Annotated in this window: 12 protein-coding genes; 3 read left to right on the top strand and 9 right to left on the bottom strand. The window is 60.2% G+C overall.

The window, feature by feature from the left end:
* Positions 1 to 229: 229 nt before the first annotated feature.
* Together mgtE and nifJ are read right to left on the bottom strand one after the other, a co-directional pair.
* Complete coding sequence (gene mgtE, locus F3G95_RS09555; protein ID WP_149794747.1) at positions 230 to 1,804, bottom strand: magnesium transporter; 1,575 nt, start codon at positions 1,802 to 1,804, stop codon at positions 230 to 232.
* A 966-nt stretch (positions 1,805 to 2,770) separates the two neighbouring features.
* Complete coding sequence (gene nifJ / locus F3G95_RS09545; protein WP_149794745.1) at positions 2,771 to 6,316, bottom strand: pyruvate:ferredoxin (flavodoxin) oxidoreductase; 3,546 nt, start codon at positions 6,314 to 6,316, stop codon at positions 2,771 to 2,773.
* A gap of 469 nt (positions 6,317 to 6,785) precedes the next feature.
* Between nifJ and F3G95_RS09540 the strand changes: the two genes are divergently transcribed.
* From F3G95_RS09540 to F3G95_RS09530, 3 genes are read left to right on the top strand one after another with little or no spacing between them, the layout of a single operon-like run.
* Positions 6,786 to 7,337 carry an NUDIX hydrolase gene (locus F3G95_RS09540; RefSeq protein ID WP_015565043.1) on the top strand — a complete coding sequence of 184 codons (552 nt, stop codon included), beginning with the start codon at positions 6,786 to 6,788 and terminating at the stop codon, positions 7,335 to 7,337.
* Entirely contained in the window at positions 7,334 to 8,059 is a 726-nt protein-coding gene (locus F3G95_RS09535; protein ID WP_149794744.1) for an RluA family pseudouridine synthase, read from the top strand. Before F3G95_RS09540 ends, F3G95_RS09535 begins: the two co-directional genes overlap by 4 nt.
* Positions 8,043 to 8,714, top strand: a complete 672-nt coding sequence (locus tag F3G95_RS09530; RefSeq protein WP_149794743.1) for a GntR family transcriptional regulator — start codon at positions 8,043 to 8,045, stop codon at positions 8,712 to 8,714. Before F3G95_RS09535 ends, F3G95_RS09530 begins: the two co-directional genes overlap by 17 nt.
* Before the next feature lie 161 nt (positions 8,715 to 8,875).
* On the opposite strand, the gene F3G95_RS09525 is transcribed toward F3G95_RS09530, so the two are convergent.
* The 7 genes from F3G95_RS09525 to F3G95_RS09495 all read right to left on the bottom strand — a co-directional run bounded on the left by F3G95_RS09525 (position 8,876) and on the right by F3G95_RS09495 (position 18,330).
* Positions 8,876 to 10,846: a hypothetical protein gene (locus F3G95_RS09525; RefSeq protein WP_149794742.1), complete on the bottom strand. Its 1,971-nt coding sequence runs from the start codon at positions 10,844 to 10,846 to the stop codon at positions 8,876 to 8,878.
* 267 nt (positions 10,847 to 11,113) lie between these two features.
* The gene (locus F3G95_RS09520; RefSeq protein ID WP_149794741.1) at positions 11,114 to 11,698 is read right to left on the bottom strand and encodes a manganese efflux pump MntP family protein; all 585 of its coding nucleotides are present in this window, start codon (positions 11,696 to 11,698) and stop codon (positions 11,114 to 11,116) included.
* Positions 11,699 to 12,077: 379 nt separating this feature from the next.
* Positions 12,078 to 14,657, bottom strand: coding sequence for a DNA gyrase subunit A (gyrA, locus tag F3G95_RS09515; protein ID WP_149794740.1), 2,580 nt, complete (start codon positions 14,655 to 14,657; stop codon positions 12,078 to 12,080).
* Positions 14,658 to 14,669: 12 nt separating this feature from the next.
* Positions 14,670 to 16,664, bottom strand: coding sequence for a DNA topoisomerase (ATP-hydrolyzing) subunit B (gene gyrB / locus F3G95_RS09510; RefSeq protein ID WP_149794739.1), 1,995 nt, complete (start codon positions 16,662 to 16,664; stop codon positions 14,670 to 14,672).
* Between the two features lie 70 nt (positions 16,665 to 16,734).
* On the bottom strand, positions 16,735 to 16,989 hold the full coding sequence (locus F3G95_RS09505) for an extracellular matrix/biofilm biosynthesis regulator RemA family protein (RefSeq protein ID WP_149794738.1): 255 nt from the start codon (positions 16,987 to 16,989) through the stop codon (positions 16,735 to 16,737).
* A 4-nt stretch (positions 16,990 to 16,993) separates the two neighbouring features.
* Positions 16,994 to 18,115, bottom strand: a complete 1,122-nt coding sequence (locus F3G95_RS09500; protein WP_149794737.1) for a DNA replication/repair protein RecF — start codon at positions 18,113 to 18,115, stop codon at positions 16,994 to 16,996.
* On the bottom strand, positions 18,115 to 18,330 hold the full coding sequence (locus tag F3G95_RS09495; RefSeq protein ID WP_015565050.1) for an RNA-binding S4 domain-containing protein: 216 nt from the start codon (positions 18,328 to 18,330) through the stop codon (positions 18,115 to 18,117). The genes F3G95_RS09500 and F3G95_RS09495 overlap by 1 nt, the downstream gene beginning before the upstream one ends.
* Between the last annotated feature and the right edge of the window lie 4 nt (positions 18,331 to 18,334).

Below are 18,334 nucleotides of genomic sequence, written 5' to 3'. Positions count from 1 at the left end.
CTTTCACAGGAAAGACATGATTTTGGCCGGTAATTCGGGTATACTATAGCTCACAAGGGTGCGGGGCCGCAACCGCCCCTTGCACATGATTCCTCCTCACACCAAAGCAATACCCCAAACAGCAAGACCCCCTCTGGCGTCGCCGCAAGCGCCAGACAGGGGTCTTGTTGTATCTGGGAAACAGAACGCCCCCGCTCAGCACTTCCTGAGCAGGGGCGTTTTTGTGTATTTACATCATGCCGCGGAAGACAGCCTGTGCGATCTGGAAGTAGAGGATCAAGCTGCAGGCGTCCACGATGGTGGTGATGAAGGGGGTCGCCATGATGGCCGGGTCGGCGCCCAGCTTCTTGGCGGCCAGGGGCAGCATACCGCCCACCAGCTTTGCGAGGATGACGCTGAAGAACAGCGACACGCTGACGACCACTGCGTAGCCGATGACATTGTCATACTGGCCGGCGTAGAGGTAGGTGTACATCAGGTAGATGCGCAGACCATTGACGAGGCCCAGCACCGCGCCGACGATGGCGGAGACCCGCAGCTCCTTGCCCAGAACTTTGAGGAAGTCGCTGGGCTCCACCTCTCCCAGAGCGAGGCCGCGGACCATCAGAGTGCTGATCTGGTTGCCGCAGTTGCCGGCGGTATCCATCAGCATGGGCATGAAGGAAACCAGCAGGGGCAGGCTGACGAAAGCCTCTTCGTAGTGGGTCGTGACCATGCCGGTGAAGGTAGCAGAGAGCATCAGGATGAGCAGCCAGGGGATACGCTGCTTGGCGTGGGTCCAGACGCTGGTGCCGAAGTAGGTGGTGGCATCGTCGTCGGGCAGAATAGCTGCCATCTTCTGCATATCCTCGGTGCTCTCATCGGTCAGGACGTCGATGGCGTCGTCGATGGTGATGATACCGACGAACATGCCCTCGTTGTCCAGAACAGGCATCGCGGTGAAGTCGTAGCGCTGCATCTCGCGGGCCACATACTCCTGGTCATCCGTGACCTTCACGGTGACGACATTGTCGTCCATGATGTCCACGATGGGGGTAGAGGGGTCAGACAGCAGCAGGCTGCGGGCCGACACGACGCCCAGCAGGCGGTTGCGCTCCACCACATAGCAGGTGTAGACCGTCTCGGCGTTCTCACCCTGCTTGCGGATAGCGGCGAAGGCGTCACCGACGGTCATCTCCTGCCGCAGACGGACGTATTCGGGGGTCATCAGGCTGCCGGCAGAGCTCTCGGGGTAGTTCAGCAGCTTGTTCAGGCTCTCACGGGTCTGGCGGGACGACTTTTCCAGCACCCGCTTGACCACGCCTGCGGGCATATCTTCCAGCAGGTCGGCGGCATCGTCAAGGCTCATATCTTCGATGGCGCTTACCAGCTCGACGTCGGAGAACGCATTCACGAGGTCGTCGCGGGCCTCATCGGACATATAGGCGAATGCTTCCGTTGCAACGTCCTTTTTCAGCAGACGGAACACCACGAGGCGGTTGTTCTCGTCCAGCTCCTCCAGCAGCTCGGCCAGATCGGCGGGCTGCTCTTCCTCGGTCACTTCGCGCAGCTTGACGTACTGCTTTTTGACGAGCAGCTTGAGCAGACGGCTCTTGGTCAGCATCTCGGGGTTGGCCTTGACTTCTTCGTCGTTGGCCTCCTCTTTTTCGGCCTCGCGGACGTCCTGCTTGAGGTCTTCGGTGGCCTGCTCGTTCAGGTCTTCGGCCAGTTTCTGGCGCACCTCAGCGGGAATATCCGTGGGCAGCTCCTGCACCGGAAGAGCCTGTTCCTCTTCGCGCTCCGGGGTCTTCTTTTCTTCTTCCATTTGTGTTCCTCCTCTTTTCTGTCTCAGGAGGACACAGCCGCATCAACGCAAAAAGCGCCGCTCCTGCGCCGCAGACCCCGGGCCGCACTGCCCATCTGCACGCACAAAGCTGCGCCTCTTTTGTACGGCAGCCGGACAGCGGATACTCCGCTGTTCAGCGTACAAAAAAGGCGAACGCAGCACCTTTCGCGGTCGTTCCGGCCGCATCATTCCATCGTCTTCGACTATGATCCGGGTCCATTGTCCTGCGTTCACCTCCACAAATTCGTTTTACTAAGTTTCTTAGCCTACAGGTTTATTATATCTCCACTCAAATGCCCGGTCAACCCTGTAAGGCGTCCATTTCCGGAATATTGACGCAGAAAAAACGCACAGCGCCCTCTCCGGTGCTTGCGGCTTCACCGGAAAGGGCGCTGTGTTTGGATATTGCTTTGGTGTGAGGAGGAATCATGTACAAGGAATCGGTTGCGGCCCCGAATCCTCATGGCTGTAGTATAGCAGATTCCGCACCGGATTTCATGAAAAACCTATGAAGAAAGTGTAAAAGACACAAAAATACGCCCCGGACACTGTTTCCAGTGAGCGGGGCGCTAAAAACGGGATCCGTTTTTGACTGCGGCAAGATCCCTGCAAGCAGGTCTTATGCAGCAGGCGGGGCAAGGTATCTGCGAACAGACCTTATGCTCCTGACACACGCGAAGTATGCTTTCAAGGACCCTCGCGGGCGCTTTGGTATTTCAGGCTCTGCCCGCCCCGACGCGTTCGGACGCGGGCAGAGAGTTGAAATCAGTTTGGAGTACAAAGCTCCAGTCTCTGCGTAGAAATAAGCCTGTTATTTCTTCTCTGGCCGGGGCCACAGTTTCGTACTGCTGCGTTGCGCAGTAATCGCCAGCACGGAGCAGCCGCCCTTTCGGGACTAAGGTGCCGCTGCGGCAAAATTCCAGCCAGAGTCAAAAGAACTTTGGTTTACTTGTACAGCTCGACCAGGCGGGTCAGATGCTCGTAACGGTCGTTTGCGACCTGCTCGTTGCGAGCGAACAGCTGCTTTGCACGATCCGGGAATGCACGAGTCAGGCGGCTGTAACGGGTCTCGTTTGCCAGCAGTGCCTGATACTTCTCGGCATCCACAGCCTTGGAGGTCAGGGTGAAGGGGTTCTTGCCCTGAGCCTTGTTGGCCGGATTGAAGGTGAACAGGTTCCAGTAACCAGCCTCAACTGCCTTCTTCATCTCGTTCTGGCAGTTGGTCATGCCGCCCTTAACACCGTGCAGCTCGCAGGGAGCGTAGCCGATGATGAGGGAGGGGCCGGGATATGCCTCAGCCTCTGCGATAGCCTTGACAGCCTGGTTCATGTTAGCGCCCAGAGCGATCTGAGCAACATAGATGTAACCGTAGGTCATAGCGATCTCAGACAGGCTCTTCTTGCTGATCTCCTTACCAGCAGCAGCGAACTGGCAGACCTCGCCGATGTTGGAGGCCTTGGATGCCTGTCCGCCGGTGTTGGAGTACATCTCAGTATCGAAGACCATGACGTTGACATCCTCGCCGGAAGCCAGGACGTGGTCCAGACCGCCGAAGCCGATGTCGTATGCCCAGCCGTCACCACCGAAGATCCAGACGGACTTCTTGGCGATGAACTCCTTGCTCTTCAGGATCTCAGCGGACTCGGTGCAGCCAGCGGCAGCAGCCTTCTCCAGCTCAGCGATCAGAGCCTTAGCGGGGGCATCATTAGCCTTGGTGTTGTTCTTGGTTGCCATGAACTCGTCAAAGGCAGCCTTCAGCTCAGCAGAAGCCTTGTCAGAACCAGCGACCTCAGCGATGCGCTTGATCAGGTTCTCACGGACGGTCTTCTGGCCCAGATACAGGCCCAAGCCGTGCTCTGCGTTATCCTCGAACAGGGAGTTGCACCATGCAGGACCGTGGCCGCTGTCCTTGTTGACAGTGTACGGAGAGATGGAAGCAGTACCGCCCCAGATAGAGGAGCAGCCGGTGGCGTTGGAGATGTACATCTTCTCGCCGAACAGCTGGGTGATCAGACGTGCGTAAGAGGTCTCAGCACAGCCTGCGCAGGAGCCAGAGAACTCCAGCAGCGGCTGGTTGAACTGAGAGCCGATGACGGTGTCGTCTGCGAACTTAGAGGGCTTCTTGGAGATGTTGGCGACGCAGTAGTCGAAGACTGCCTGCTGATCGGCCTGAGACTCCTGAGGAACCATCTGGATAGCCTTGGTGGGGCAGACGGTGACACACTCGCCGCAGCCCATGCAGTCCAGAGGAGACACAGCCATAACGAACTTGTACTCGTTAGCGGGCTTGTTGTCGCGGCTCTTGGTCTGTGCGGGAGCTGCTGCCAGCTCGTCAGCGGTCAGCTGGAAGGGACGGATGGTTGCGTGAGAGCACACGAATGCGCACTGGTTGCAGCCAACACACTTGGAAGCATCCCACTCGGGGACGTTCACAGCGGTGCCGCGCTTCTCGTAAGCGGAAGCACCCTGCTCCCACTCGCCGTTTGCGTTAGCAACGAAAGCAGAGACAGGCAGGCTGTCGCCGTCCATACGAGCGATGGGCTCCATGACGTCGCGGATCTGCTTGACCAGCTCGGGACGGCCAGCCAGCTCCTTCGGAGCGGGATCGGCCTCGGGGTTGGACCAGGAAGCGGGGACGTCCACCTTGTGGATGGCGTCAACACCGGCATCGATGGCCTTCCAGTTCATCTCAACGACGTCCTGACCCTTCTTGCCGTAGCTCTTCTGAGCTGCCTGCTTCATGAAGTTGACGGCGTCCTCGATGGGCATAACGTCAGCCAGCTTGAAGAAAGCGGACTGCAGGATGGTATTGGTGCGCTTGCCCATACCGATCTCGATAGCCTTATCGATAGCGTTGATGGTGTACAGCTGGATGTTGTTGTCAGCGATGTACTTCTTGGCCTCAGCGTTCAGGTGATGGCCCAGCTCCTCATCGTTCCACTGGCAGTTGATCATGAACACGCCGCCGGGCTTGACATCCTGGACCATCTTCATGCCCATGTGGATGTAAGCGGGGTTGTGGCAGGCCACGAAGTCAGCCTGGTTGATGTAGTAGGGGCTGCGGATGGGCTTGTCGCCGAAACGCAGGTGGCTGATGGTCACGCCGCCGGTCTTCTTGGAGTCATACTGGAAGTATGCCTGAACATACTTATCAGTGTGGTCGCCGATGATCTTGACGGAGTTCTTGTTAGCACCGACGGTACCGTCGCCGCCCAGACCCCAGAACTTGCACTCCTTGGTGCCAGCTGCTGCGGTGATGGGAGCGGGCTTGACCTCAGGCAGAGACAGGCCGGTGACATCATCGGTGATGCCGAGGGTGAAGCGCTCCTTCGGCTGATCCTTCTCCAGCTCCTTGAACAGAGCGAAGATGGAGGACGGGGGAGTGTCCTTGCTGCCCAGACCGTAACGGCCGCCGGTCAGGATGACATCATTCTTGCCAGCCTCACGCAGGGTAGCTGCGACATCCAGGTACAGGGGCTCGCCCAGAGAGCCGGGCTCCTTGGTGCGGTCCAGAACTGCGACCTTCTTAGCGGTAGCAGGCAGGACCTTCAGCAGAGCGGAGGACACCCAGGGACGGTACAGGCGGACCTTGATGATACCGACCTTCTCGCCCTTAGCGTTCAGGTAATCGATGACCTCGTCAGCAACGTCGCAGACAGAGCCCATAGCAATCATGACGCGATCGGCATCGGGTGCGCCGTAGTAGTTGAACAGGTCGTAGTTGGTGCCCAGCTTCTCGTTGATCTTGGCCATGTACTTCTCGACGACTGCGGGCAGTGCGTCGTAGACAGAGTTGCAGGCCTCACGATGCTGGAAGAACACGTCGCCGTTCTCGTGGGAACCGCGCATCTTGGGGTGCTCGGGGTTCAGAGCCTTTGCACGGAACTCCTCGACAGCCTTCATGTTGCACATTTCCTTCAGATCGGCGTAGTCCCACTTCTCGATCTTCTGGTACTCGTGAGAAGTACGGAAGCCGTCGAAGAAGTTCAGGAAGGGAACCTTGCCCTCGATTGCTGCCAGATGGGCAACAGGGGACAGGTCCATGACTTCCTGCACGCTGCTCTCGACCAGCATTGCGAAGCCGGTCTGGCGGCATGCCATAACGTCGCTGTGATCACCGAAGATGTTCAGGGACTGGGTAGCAACGGTACGTGCAGAAACATCGAACACGCAGGGCAGCTGCTCAGCAGCGATCTTGTACATGTTGGGGATCATCAGCAGCAGGCCCTGAGAAGCGGTGAAGGTGGTGGTAACAGCACCTGCACCCAGAGAGCCGTGCACAGCGCCTGCAGCGCCTGCCTCAGACTCCATCTCGACGACCTTGACCTGGTTGCCGAAGATGTTCTTCTGGCCCTGAGCGGACCACTGGTCCACAGAGTCAGCCATCGGAGAAGAGGGGGTAATGGGGTAGATGGCAGCCACGTCCGTGTAGGCATATGCTACATGAGCGGCAGCGGTATTGCCATCCATGGTTTGCTTTGCTCTAGGCATTTTTCTTCCTCCATTCAGAATTTGGTACCTTCTGCGCGGGGCAAACGTCTTTTTACCGGAGCCGGAGAACTCCCTTAAAAAACGTATTGCTCAACTGATAAGCGCCGCACTTCGCCGGAGCCGGAGAACTCCACAAAAGCACACGCTCATCAAGGGCAATAGCCCTGCCCGGGGCCGGAGAACCCCATGAAGGCACTATTGCTCATCTAATATAATAGCAAATTCCGCCGGTAAAGGCAACGCAAACCGACTGTAAAAACACAACAAAAATTCAAGAAATTTTTTAGCGCTTTTTTACAGATGTGTTCTTTGCTGCATCCATGACGGTGTTATGCTCCAAAATCCAGTATCCATGAGGCTTTTTCTTACAAAATTCTAAATTTATAATTGACATTTGTACAGATTCTGCCGTAAACTTTATCTATAGTATCATGCGCCGCACAGCGCAGGGAAGGACAGGCACAAAACGATGGATGCTGCACATTTTGAAAAGACGCTCTCGAGCGAAGTTCTCTTTGAAGGCCGGGTGGTCACGCTGACCAAAGACGTGGCTCTGCTGGAAAACGGCGAGACTTCTATCCGGGAGGTGGTCCACCACCACGGCGGGGCCTGCATCGTACCGTATTTTGAGGACGGCACCCTCTGCATGGTGCGCCAGTTCCGCTACGCCATGCAGCAGGAGCTGTGGGAGCTGCCCGCCGGCAAGCTGGAAAAGGGCGAAGACCCCTTCGAAGCCGCCAAGCGGGAGCTGGGCGAAGAGTGCGGCCTGACCGCCGACCACTACACCCCGCTGGGCGAGTTCTACCCCACGGTGGGCTATGACACCGAGATCATCTATATGTGGGTGGCCACCGGCCTGCACACCACCCAGATGCATCTGGACGACGATGAGTTCCTGACGCCCGACCGCATCCCGCTGGCAAAAGCCTACGAGATGGTCATGAGCGGCGAGATCAAGGACGGCAAGACCATCGCGGGCGTGCTCAAGCTCAAGGCGCTGGTGGACGAGGGCAGACTGTGATACTCTACGAAGATACAGCCCTCGTGGTTCTGGACAAGCCCGCCGGGCTTTCCAGCGAGGACGGCGTACCCGCCGCCCTTCGGAAGCTCTGGGACAGGCCCGACGCCTATGTGGGCGTCATCCACCGGCTGGACACCGGCGTGTCGGGTCTGATGGTCTATGCGAAGACCCCGCAGGCAGCCGCCGCCCTCAGCCGGCAGGTGACGCAGAGCCAACAGGTTTATGCCGAACAGGATGGCCGGGCCGAGCCTGACGCCGGTACGCCGGCCGCGCCGCCTTTCGTGAAACAATACCGCGCCCTCATCGCAGGCGGGCCGGACGAAAAGCTGCCCGCCGAAGGCGTCCTGCGGGACTACTTATTCAAGGACAGCCGGAAAGGCCGTGTTTTTCCGGTGAGCCGTCCGCGCAAGGGCGTGAAGGAGGCTGTGCTGGAATATCGCATTTCTGCCTCCGCCCCGGACGGCAGCGCCAGCCTCGCGGACATCACCCTCCACACCGGGCGCACCCACCAGATACGGGTGCAGTTCGCGTCCCGCCGCCACCCGCTCTGGGGCGACGGCAAATACGGCAGCCGCATCAAGGGAGACATTGCGCTTCAGAGCGCACGGCTCCGCTTCATCCATCCCGACACCGGAAAGGAAATGGACTTCCGCCTCCCGGTCCCCGGGACATGGCCCGCTTGGGGCATCAGACAGGAAAACGACAATGGAACAACAGTATAAAACAGATTCTGAAATATACGCCGTCCTCGAGCGGGAGATCATCGATCTGACCCTCCGGCCCGGCTGTTCGCTGAGTGAAAACCCGCTCTGCACCCGCTTCGGCGCGCCCCGCTCCCTCATCCGGGTGGTGCTGCAGCGGTTGCAGGAGAACGGGCTGGTGAAGATCGTGCCGTACAAAGGCACCACCGTCACCCGGCTGAACCGGGACATCGTGGACGAGCTGATCTATGAGCGCATCGCGGTAGAGGCCCGGGTCCTGCGGGACTTTGCGCCCCACTGCACACCGGAGCACCGCGCCCTCATCCGCCAGCGTGCCGCCGCCTACGACGAGCTGGCCAAGGCCGAAACGCTGGACTTCAACCGTCTTTACGAGGCTGACACCCGGCTCCACGAGACGTGGTTCTCCGCCATGGGCAAGATGTACCTCTGGCGGACCCTGCAGAACGCCCACGCCGACTACAGCCGCTTCCGGATGCTGGACACCCTGACCACCGGCGGGCTCGCTGAGGTGGTGGCCGACCATCACAACCTCATCGACGCCATCGAGCGGTGCGACCTGGCGGCCTTTGAGCCGCTGGTGGAACGCCACCTTTACGGCGGCATCCGCCGTCTGGGCTCCAAGCTCACCGAGGAATACGCCGATTATTTTGAATGATGTTCCATGGGGAACAATAAATATCCCCCGGCGGAGCCGGGGGTTTTTCATAAGAAGTCTTTTACTGAACCACTCGCCTAGCGAGTGGTTTTTCATTATACAAAAAAGGGGCCGCCCCGGGTGGTTCCCCAAGGCGGCCCCTGTAAGGGGTCTGTATTTTTTTAGCGCATCTGGCACTTCAGGCTCTCAGCCTGAGCTGTGCTCAGCTGCCGGCTCACAAGGCCGTTGTGCTCCAGAGCAAACCAGCTGCCACCCTCTGCCAGCAGGTCTTCCACCGACAGGGTGGTCGTTTTGAAGCTGGTAACAAACTCGATCTGCTCCACTCCCTGCTCCTGCAGAGCCTCCAGCGCCTGCCGGGTGCCGTGGAGCCGGGCGGCCAGTGTGTTGGACGTCACCCGCAGGGTGCTGCCCTGCTGCTGGGCGTCAAAAGGCAGGAGGTCGCCCTCCAGCGTCTCCACATGGAGGCCGGGGGTACCCAGGCTCACCTCATTGCTCTCCCCCGCCGGGGCATTCGGGTCCTCCGGGTTGGGCTGAGGACTCTCCGGGTTGGGCTGGGGGCGCTCCGGCTCCCACCACTCCCGTTTTATGGTGGTGCCGTCCTGCTCGTAGATGATGTGGTGGATGTAGCCGGTGGTCACGCCGCGGATGTCCGCCTGGATCTCCTCGCCGTCGACAGGTTGACCACCCGTCTCATTGCCGCCGCTGCCGATGGTAGCACCGGCACCGTAGTAGCCATCGCTCTTGCCGGCGGTCGCCGTCACCTGAGCGGCTCCGCTCACGGTGACATTGCTGCCGCTGGCATTGACACCGCCGCCGATGCCTGCACCATAGATGCCGCCGGTAGCCGTCACCGTGCCGTCGGTGATGGTGATGTTTTCGCCGATGCCACTATCACCGCCGCCGATGCCCGCACCATGGATGCCGCCGGTAGCCGTCACCGTGCCGTCGGTGATGGTGATGTTTTTGCCGTTGCCGTAGCCGCCGTAGCCGCCGTCGCCGCCGCCGATGCCGGCACCACCCCAACCACCGGTAGCGTTCACCCTGCCGCCGGTGATGGTGATGTTTTCGCCGATGCCACCATTACCGCCGCCGATGCCGGCACCACAGTCGCCACCCTTAGCAGTCACCGTGCCGCCTTTGATGGTGATGGTTTTGCCGCTGCCGTAGTTGCCGCTGCCGTAGTTGCCGCCGCCGATGCCGGCACTACCCCAACCACCGGTAGCATTCACCCTGCCGCCGGTGATGGTGATGTTTTCGCCGCTGCCGTAGTTGCCGCCGCCGATGCCAGCACCATATTTGCCTCCGGTGGCCTTCAGGCTGCCGCTGCCGGCTTCTTTATCGTCCTTCAGGGTCAGCGTGCCTGTGGAGGTGGAGGTGTTTTTTTCAAGGCCCGCCCTCTGAACGCCGCTTTTCAGCTCGTTCTTGCCGTCCAGCTCGATCTCCACATTGCCCTTTCCCTGAACGCTCAGGGCGGCTTTTCCTTCTACCCAATAGCTTCCGGTGTCGCTCACATCGATCTTCACGTCTCTCAGGGTGAGGTTCAGCACCGTATTGGCAAAGTTGTTGATCACCGTAATGATGTTGCGGGCAGGGGCGGCAGCAGCAGCCGGGGCTGCCTGCTGGGGCTGGGCCTGCTGGTCTGCGCTCTCCTGCCGGGCGTCGGCAGCAGTCGGGGCTGCCTGCTGGGGCTGTTGCCCGGCGCTTTCCTGCCGGTCGGCGCTCTCCTGCCGGTCAGTGTTCTCCGGCTGGTCGGCATCTTTCGGTTCCTCAGCGTCCTCCGGCTGGTCTGCACCTTCCGGTTCCTCAGCGCTCTCCGGCTGGGCCGGCTGGTAGTTGTCCTCTACCACAGGGCCAAAGCCGGAATCCTCTGCTGCGGGGCCTTCCAGGTCGCTCTCCAGCGAGGTGATGGCCTGGCCATGGGTGGTGATGACGGTCTCATCCCCGACCTGGTCCGTACAGTCCTCTTTGCCCTGTTGTTTGATGGTCTGGCTGCCATCCGCATTTTTGGTGATGGTAATATCGCCGTCGTCGATATAGTAGGTCCCTGCAAAGGCCGGAGCCGCCAGAGACACCGTGATGCTCAACGCTGCCATCAGAGCTGCTGCCCGGCGGAATGCGTCGGTCTTCCTCATGGTAGAGGTCTCCTTTCTTTTTCTACGTTTTCGTTTTCTTGTGCTTTTTGTACTTCTTTGTTGAGAGTGTTTCTCATTTTCATTATACCCCCCCCCCCCCCACGTTGGCAATAGGGAAAGACAGCGAAATTTTGGGTTCAAAATCCTCATTTTTGTGGCAATATGCTACAAAATGCGGCAAACTTCCTCCCTGCCCCGGCGGGTGCTTCCCTCGGGCATAAAACAGCAGCGCCTCTGCACAAATGTGCAGGGGCGCTGCTGTTTTTCTCAGCCCATGATGCCGGAAATGAAGATCTCCAGACCGATGCCGATGAGGATGACGCCGCCGAGGACGGAGGCTTTGCCGGAGAGCTTGGTGCCGAACTTTTTGCCGATGGCAAGGCCGGCCTCACAGATGAAGAAGGTGACGATCGCCACAATGAGGGAGCAGACCAGAGCCATGAACCAGCCGTACTCCGAGATGGTGAAGCCCACCGACAGCGCGTCGATGCTGGTGGCCACGCCCTGCATGAAGAGTGCGCCCGCGCTCAGCTCAGCGGCTTCCTCGGTCTCTTCGCCCTTGATGCCCTCGATGAGCATCTTGCCGCCGATGTAGCCCAGCAGGATGAGGGCGATCCAGGGGATGAACTGTTCAAACGAAGAGAACAGCTCCACGATGGTGTGGACGCAGACCCAGCCCGTCATGGGCATGACAGCCTGAAAGATGCCGAAGGTGCCTGCGATCTGGACGCCCCGGCGGCGGGACATCTGCGGGTCATGCAGACCGTTTGCCATCGAGACGGAAAACGCATCCATGGCAAGGCCCACGCCCAGCAGGGCGCTGTTGAAGAAAAACAAAAAACTCCATTCCATAACGATGCCTCCTGATTTGACCGGAATTGGTGGGCAGACAAAAGACCCGGGATCGGCGCGGATTTCGCCAATTCCGGGTCGGATTTTTACAAACTGACTCCATGTGGAATGGGCGTGGTACTCGCACCAAAGCACATGAGTCTCGCAAATGAAAGCAAGCCAGACAGCCGCCCGGGCCGTCATTGTGTTGACTTGCTGCGCTGCCTGCAAAACAGCGCCTGCTACTCCCCCATGAGGATCTTTCTTGTTGTCCGGCTATCGTACCACACAAACAGCGGATTTGTCCAGTATAACCGTGATTTTTTGCAAAAACCTGCGGGAGAGCACCGCAGAAAGCGTGTACTCCCCCGCAGGGTCAGTCTATGTGTGGAAATGAGGTTTATTCCTCGTCGCCGGTGTCAGCCTCGGGAGCTTCGGCGGCCGATGCCTCATCGGCTGCTTCCATCTCCGCCAGCTGCTCGGCAGTGGGCTCGTCCTCGGTATCGGCCTCGATGCTCTCGGTCTGTGCCTCGTCGTCGTGGTCGGTGCGGGCCAGCACCATCACCTTATCGTTCTCGCCCAGACGCATGACCCGGACACCGGAGCCGTAGCGGCTCTGAACGGGGATCTCGTTGGCGTGCAGGCGGATGATGATGCCCTCCTGACTGCTCAGCAGCACATCGTCGATGTCATCCACGATCTTGACGGCTGCCACCTTGTCCTTGGAGGCGTCGTAGTTGCGGATGCCCTTGCCGCCGCGGGCAGTGATGCGGTAGGTGTCGATGTCAGAGCGCCGGCCCTTGCCGTTTTCGGTGACGGTGAGCACCGTGCCGCCCTCGCGGCAGATGCAGACGCCGACGACCTCGTCGCCCTCGGCCAGCTTGATGGCGCGGACGCCGTGGCCGCTGCGGCCCATCGGGCGGGCATCGGCCTCGTTGAAGCGGATGGCCTGACCGTTGCGGGTAGCCACGATGAGCATATCATTGCCGGTGGTCAGGCGGGTCCATGCCAGCGCGTCGCCCTCGTTGAGCGCAATGCCGATGAGGCCCGTCTTGCGGATGTTGGCGTACTGCTCCAGCGGGGTGCGCTTGATGAGGCCCTGCTTGGTGACCATGGTGACGAAGCCGCCCTTGTTGTCCTCGTCCTTGGGGTAGCAGAGCATATTGGTGACCTTTTCGCCCTCGGCCAGCTGCAGCAGGTTGACGATGTTGCTGCCCTTGCTGGTGCGGCTGCCCTCGGCGATGGTGTAGCCCTTGATGCGGAAGAGGCGGCCCTTGTCGGTGACGAACAGGACATAATCATGGGTAGAGCCCACGAACATCTCCTGCACGATGTCCTCTTCCTTTCGGGTCATGCCGGAGATGCCGCGGCCGCCGCGCTTCTGGGCCTGATAGGTGGCCTTGAGCTGGCGCTTGATATAGCCAGCCTCGGTGAGGGTGTAGACGCACTGCTCCTCGGCGATGAGGTCTTCGATGTCCACTTCGCCGGTGACGGACTGGATCTCGGTGCGGCGCTCGTCGCCGAAACGCTTCTTCATGTCCAGCAGCTCGTTCTTGACGATCTCCAGCACCCGGGCGTCGTTGGCGAGGATGTCCTCCCAATCCTCGATCTTTGCCTGTAAGCCGGACAGCTCTTCCTCGATCTTGAGGATCTCGAGACCAGCCAGACGGCCCAGCTGCAGCTTGACGATAGCGTCGGCCTGCGGGTCGTCGAAGCCGAACTGCTCCATGATAGCGGCCTTTGCCTCGGCCATGCCGCCCTTGCAGGCGCGGATGGTAGCGATGAGCTCATCCACGATGTCGGTGGCCTTCTTCAGACCCTCGAGGATGTGGGCGCGCTCCTTGGCCTTCTTCAAATCATACTGCGTGCGGCGGCGGACGACTTCATCCTGGAACTCGACGTACTTCTGTATCATCTGTTTCAGGGTCATGACCTTCGGCACCTTATGGTCGATGGCCAGCATGATGACGCCCACGGTATCCTGCAGCTGGGTGTACTGGTACAGCTGGTTCAGGATGACCTGCGCGTTGGCGTCCTTGCGGATGTCCACCACGATGCGCATACCCTTGCGGTTGGTCTCATCGTTCAGGCCGGTGATGCCCTCGATCCGCTTGTCCTTGACCAGCTCTGCCATGTTCTCGATGAGGCGGGCCTTGTTGACCATATACGGGATCTCCGTAATGATGATCTGGGTACGGCCATTCTTGGTCTCTTCGATGGTAGCACGGCCCCGCAGGGTGATTTTGCCGCGGCCGGTGGCGTAGGCGGCGCGGATGCCGCTGCGGCCCATGATGATACCGGCAGTGGGGAAGTCCGGTCCCTTGATGTGCTCCATCAGGCCGGGCAGATCGATGTCGGGGTCCTCGATATAGGCCACGCAGCCGTCGATGACCTCACTGAGGTTGTGGGGCGGGATGTTGGTGGCCATACCGACGGCGATGCCCTGACTGCCGTTGACCAGCAGGTTGGGGAAGCGGCAGGGCAGGACGCTGGGTTCTTTCTTCGTCTCGTCGAAGTTGGGGTCCCAGTTGATGGTGTCTTTGTCGATGTCGGTCAGCATCTCGACCGCCATGCGGCTCATGCGGGCCTCGGTGTAACGGTAAGCAGCCGGGGGGTCGCCATCGACCGAGCCGAAGTTACCCTGACCATCCACCAGCGGGTAGCGCAGGGAGAAATCCTGTGCCAGACGGACCATGGCGTCGTAAACGGAGGCGTCGCCATGGGGGTGGTAAGAGCCCAGCACCGCACCGACGGTATCCGCCGACTTGCGGTAGGGATGGCTGGGGTCGTTGCCGCGTTCGTGCATGGTGTAGAGGATGCGGCGGTGGACGGGCTTCAGGCCGTCACGCACATCCGGCAGGGCGCGGGCCACGATGACCGACATGGAGTAATCCAGAAACGCCGTTTCGATCTCCTTCTTGACGTCCCGGATGATCATCTTGGTACCGCTGCCCGGTATCATCACATAATCTTCTTCCATTGTTTCCTCCAATTACACGTCGAGCTTTGCGTACTGGGCGTTGGTCTCGATAAAGCGGCGGCGGGGCTCCACCTGATCGCCCATCAGGATGGTGAACGCCTCATCGGCCTTCTCGGCATCCTCGATGGTGATGCGGACGATAACGCGGTTCTCGGGGTTCATGGTGGTCTCCCAGAGCTGCTCCGGGTTCATCTCACCAAGGCCCTTATAGCGGTTGATCTTCGCGCCGGGCATCTCCTGCGAGAGCAAGGCCATTTCGGCGTCGTTGTAAGCGTATTTGATGGTGCTGCCCTTCTGCACCTTGAACAGCGGGGGCTGTGCCACATAGACATGGCCCTGCTCGATGAGGGGGCGCATATAGCGGAAGAAGAAGGTGAGCATCAGGGTGCAGATGTGAGAGCCATCGACATCGGCATCGGCCATGATGAACACTTTGTCATACCGCAGCTTGGAAATATCGAACTCGTCGCCGATGCCGCAGCCCAGTGCCAGCACGACAGGCATCAGCTTGTCGTTGCCGTAGATACGGTCGGCACGGGCCTTTTCGACGTTGAGCATCTTGCCCCACAGGGGGAGGATGGCCTGAATGGCCGAGTCACGGCCCATCTTGGCCGAGCCGCCTGCAGAATCACCCTCGACGATGAAGATCTCGGTGCGGGTGGGGTCTTTTTCGCGGCAGTCCGCCAGCTTGCCGGGCATCCGGCTGGTCTCGAGGGCGCTCTTGCGGCGCACCAGCTCACGGGCCTTCTTGGCGGCGGCGCGGGCGCGGGCGGCCTGGGTGGCCTTTTCGAAGATGGCCTTGGCCACGCCGGGGTTCTCCTCAAAGAACTCCATCAGCTTGGAGTAGACCATGTTGGAGACGAGGGTCCGAATTTCCGTATTGCCCAGTTTTGCCTTGGTCTGGCCCTCGAACTCGGCCTCCTGCAGCTTGACGGAGATGACGCAGATGAGGCCCTCACGGACGTCAGCGCCGGAAAGGTTCTCATCCTTATCCTTCAGCAGACCGTGGCTGCGGCCATAGTCATTGAACACGCGGGTGAGGCTGCTGCGGAAGCCCTCTTCGTGGGTGCCGCCGTCGGGGGTGTTGACGTTGTTGGCGAAGCTCAGCAGCAGCTCATTGTAGCTGGAATTATACTGCAAGGCGATCTCTGCCATGCCCCGGTCGGTCTGGCCCTTGAGATAGATGACGTTGGGGTGGAGCACCTCGAGGTCGCGCTTCTCGCCCAGATAGGTGACGAAACTCTTGATGCCGCCCTCGTAGCACATGACCTCGGTGCGGTAGGTGGGCTCGCCCTCCTTGCCGTCCTCTAGGACGGGGGTGTAGAGCTCGCGCTCATCGGTCAGGGTGATCTTGACACCGGCGTTCAGGAAGCTCTCTTCCCGCAGGCGCTTTTCCAGCGTTTCGAAGTTGTAGACGGTGGTGTCCTTGAACATCTCCGGGTCGGGCTTGAAGGTGACGCGGGTGCCGGTGACACTGGGGTCCACGGTGCCGATGCACTTCAGCGGGCCGTCCGGGTCGCCGCGGCGGAAGGTCTGCTCGTACTCGCGGCCGTCGCGGCGGACGTTGACGGTCAGCCACTCCGAGCAGGCGTTGACGACGGACGCGCCGACGCCGTGCAGGCCGCCGGCCACCTTGTAGCCGGAGTTCTCGCCGCCGAACTTGCCGCCGGCGTGGAGGATGGTAAAGACGACGGTGACGGCAGGCAGACCGGTATCAGCCTGGATGTCCACGGGGATGCTGCGGCCATTGTCCGTGACCTGAATGATGTCGCCCTTCAGGATCTTGACCTCGATGTGGTCGCAGTAACCGGCCAGAGCCTCGTCGATGGCGTTGTCCACGATCTCGTACACCAGATGGTGCAGACCGCGCTCGCCGGTGGAGCCGATATACATACCGGGGCGCTTGCGCACTGCCTCCAGACCTTTCAGGACCTGGATCTCGCTGGCGTTGTATTCATGGTCCGTCGCAGTTTCTGCGTTGGTACTGGTAATGATTTCCTCTGCCATTTCCTTTCTCCCTTTTGTTTTGTTTCGTTTTTTCGTTACTATTTGTAAAAGCGATCAATCGCTGGTTGGCTTATTCCAGTTTCATCTCCGTGCGCCGTTTGAGCGCAGCCGGCGACAGCTCCGAGAGATAGACCGTATCCACCGGGGAATCTGCCAGCACATAGCTCTGGGGCAGCTCATCGGACAGGCTCACCACTGCCCCGTTTTTCTGGGCGTAGTTCAGAAACTCCCGCCCCCGGGGTGAGATGGTCGTCGTTTCCAGATTGAAGATGCCGATGATGTCCCGGTCGTTCAGGACATAATCGCGGCCAAGGTGTACATACATTGCATCACACTTTCGTCAGCACGCCGCCGTTCATCCGGTAGACCTCGCCGTCTGTTTTGAGGAAAGCGGTGTCGTCGCAGCTGGTCACGAAGGTCTGCTTTTCCCGCATCCGGGTGAGCAGATACTGCTTGCGGCCATCATCCAGCTCGCTGAGCACGTCGTCCAACAGCATCACCGGATGTTCGCCCGTGATGGAGGCAGCTGCGGCGGCTTCGGCCATTTTCAGGCTGAGCACGACGCTCCGCTGCTGTCCCTGACTCGCATACACTTTTGCAGGCTGACCATCCAAAAGAAGGTCCAGATCTTCCCGGTGAGGGCCGCAGAGGCTCTGCCCGGCCCGCAGCTCTTCGGGCATCTTCTGCCGCAGAAGCTGGGCCAGACCGCCCGGCTCAAACTGGGCCGCATACCGCAGACTCAGTGTTTCCGCCCCGCGGGAAAGTTCCTCATAGTTGGCACAGGCCAGCGGGGAGAGAGCGGCGAGATAGGCTCTGCGCCGCTGCTGGATGGCCTCGCCCTGCTGGGCAAGCTCCACATTCAGCACTTCTAATAAGGCCCGCTTTTCGGCATAAGGCCGCTCAATGCCATTGGAAGAGCGTCGAAGCAGCGCATTTTTCTGCTGCAAGGCCCGGACATAGCGGCGGTAGAGGGTCAGGTAGCCGGGGTAGAGCTGGCAGAGGGCAGCGTCCAGAAATTTCCGCCGCCCTTCCGGCGCGCCTTTTACAAGGCTCAGGTGTCCGGGGTCGAAGACCACCGCCGGAAAGCTGCCCGCAAGGCTGGCCGCCCGCTTGACTGCGCCCCCGTTCACCGAGACTGTCCGGCCCGGGCGGGGGGAATCCGGCGCGCCCACCGTCAGGCGGACGCGGTTCGGCTCTTCCTTTTCCTGCTCTTCCTGCTGTGCGCGGAGGGTGGACGCTTTGAGTACGGCGAAGGGTTCGCCCCGGCGCACCAGCTCTGCGTCCTTGCCGCCCCGGAAGCTCTTGCCGCCGGTGAGCAGCCAGATGGCTTCCAGGAGGTTCGTCTTGCCCTGGCCGTTGTTGCCGCAGATGACAGTCAGCTCCCGGCCCGGCGTCAGGCTGGCCGAGGCGATGTTCCGGTAATTTTCGACTTCGAGAGAGAGCAGCCGCATCAGCCGCCCATCCCGATCTCGATGGTCTGGCCGTCCAGCTCCACGGTGTCGCCCGGGCGGCACTTCTTGCCGCGCATGGTGCAGACTTCGCCGTTGACCTTCACGGCCCCGCCCTGAACGAGCTCCTTGGCTTCGCCGCCGGTCTCGCACAGTCCCGCATATTTCAGCAGGGCGTCCAGCTTGATAAATTCGGTATGGATGAGGATCTTTTGCATTTTA

This window comes from Faecalibacterium sp. Marseille-P9312 (genome assembly GCF_902497445.1).
In the GTDB taxonomy this organism is placed as follows: domain Bacteria; phylum Bacillota; class Clostridia; order Oscillospirales; family Ruminococcaceae; genus Faecalibacterium; species Faecalibacterium longum.
This window is presented reverse-complemented; position numbering and strand designations above follow the sequence as displayed.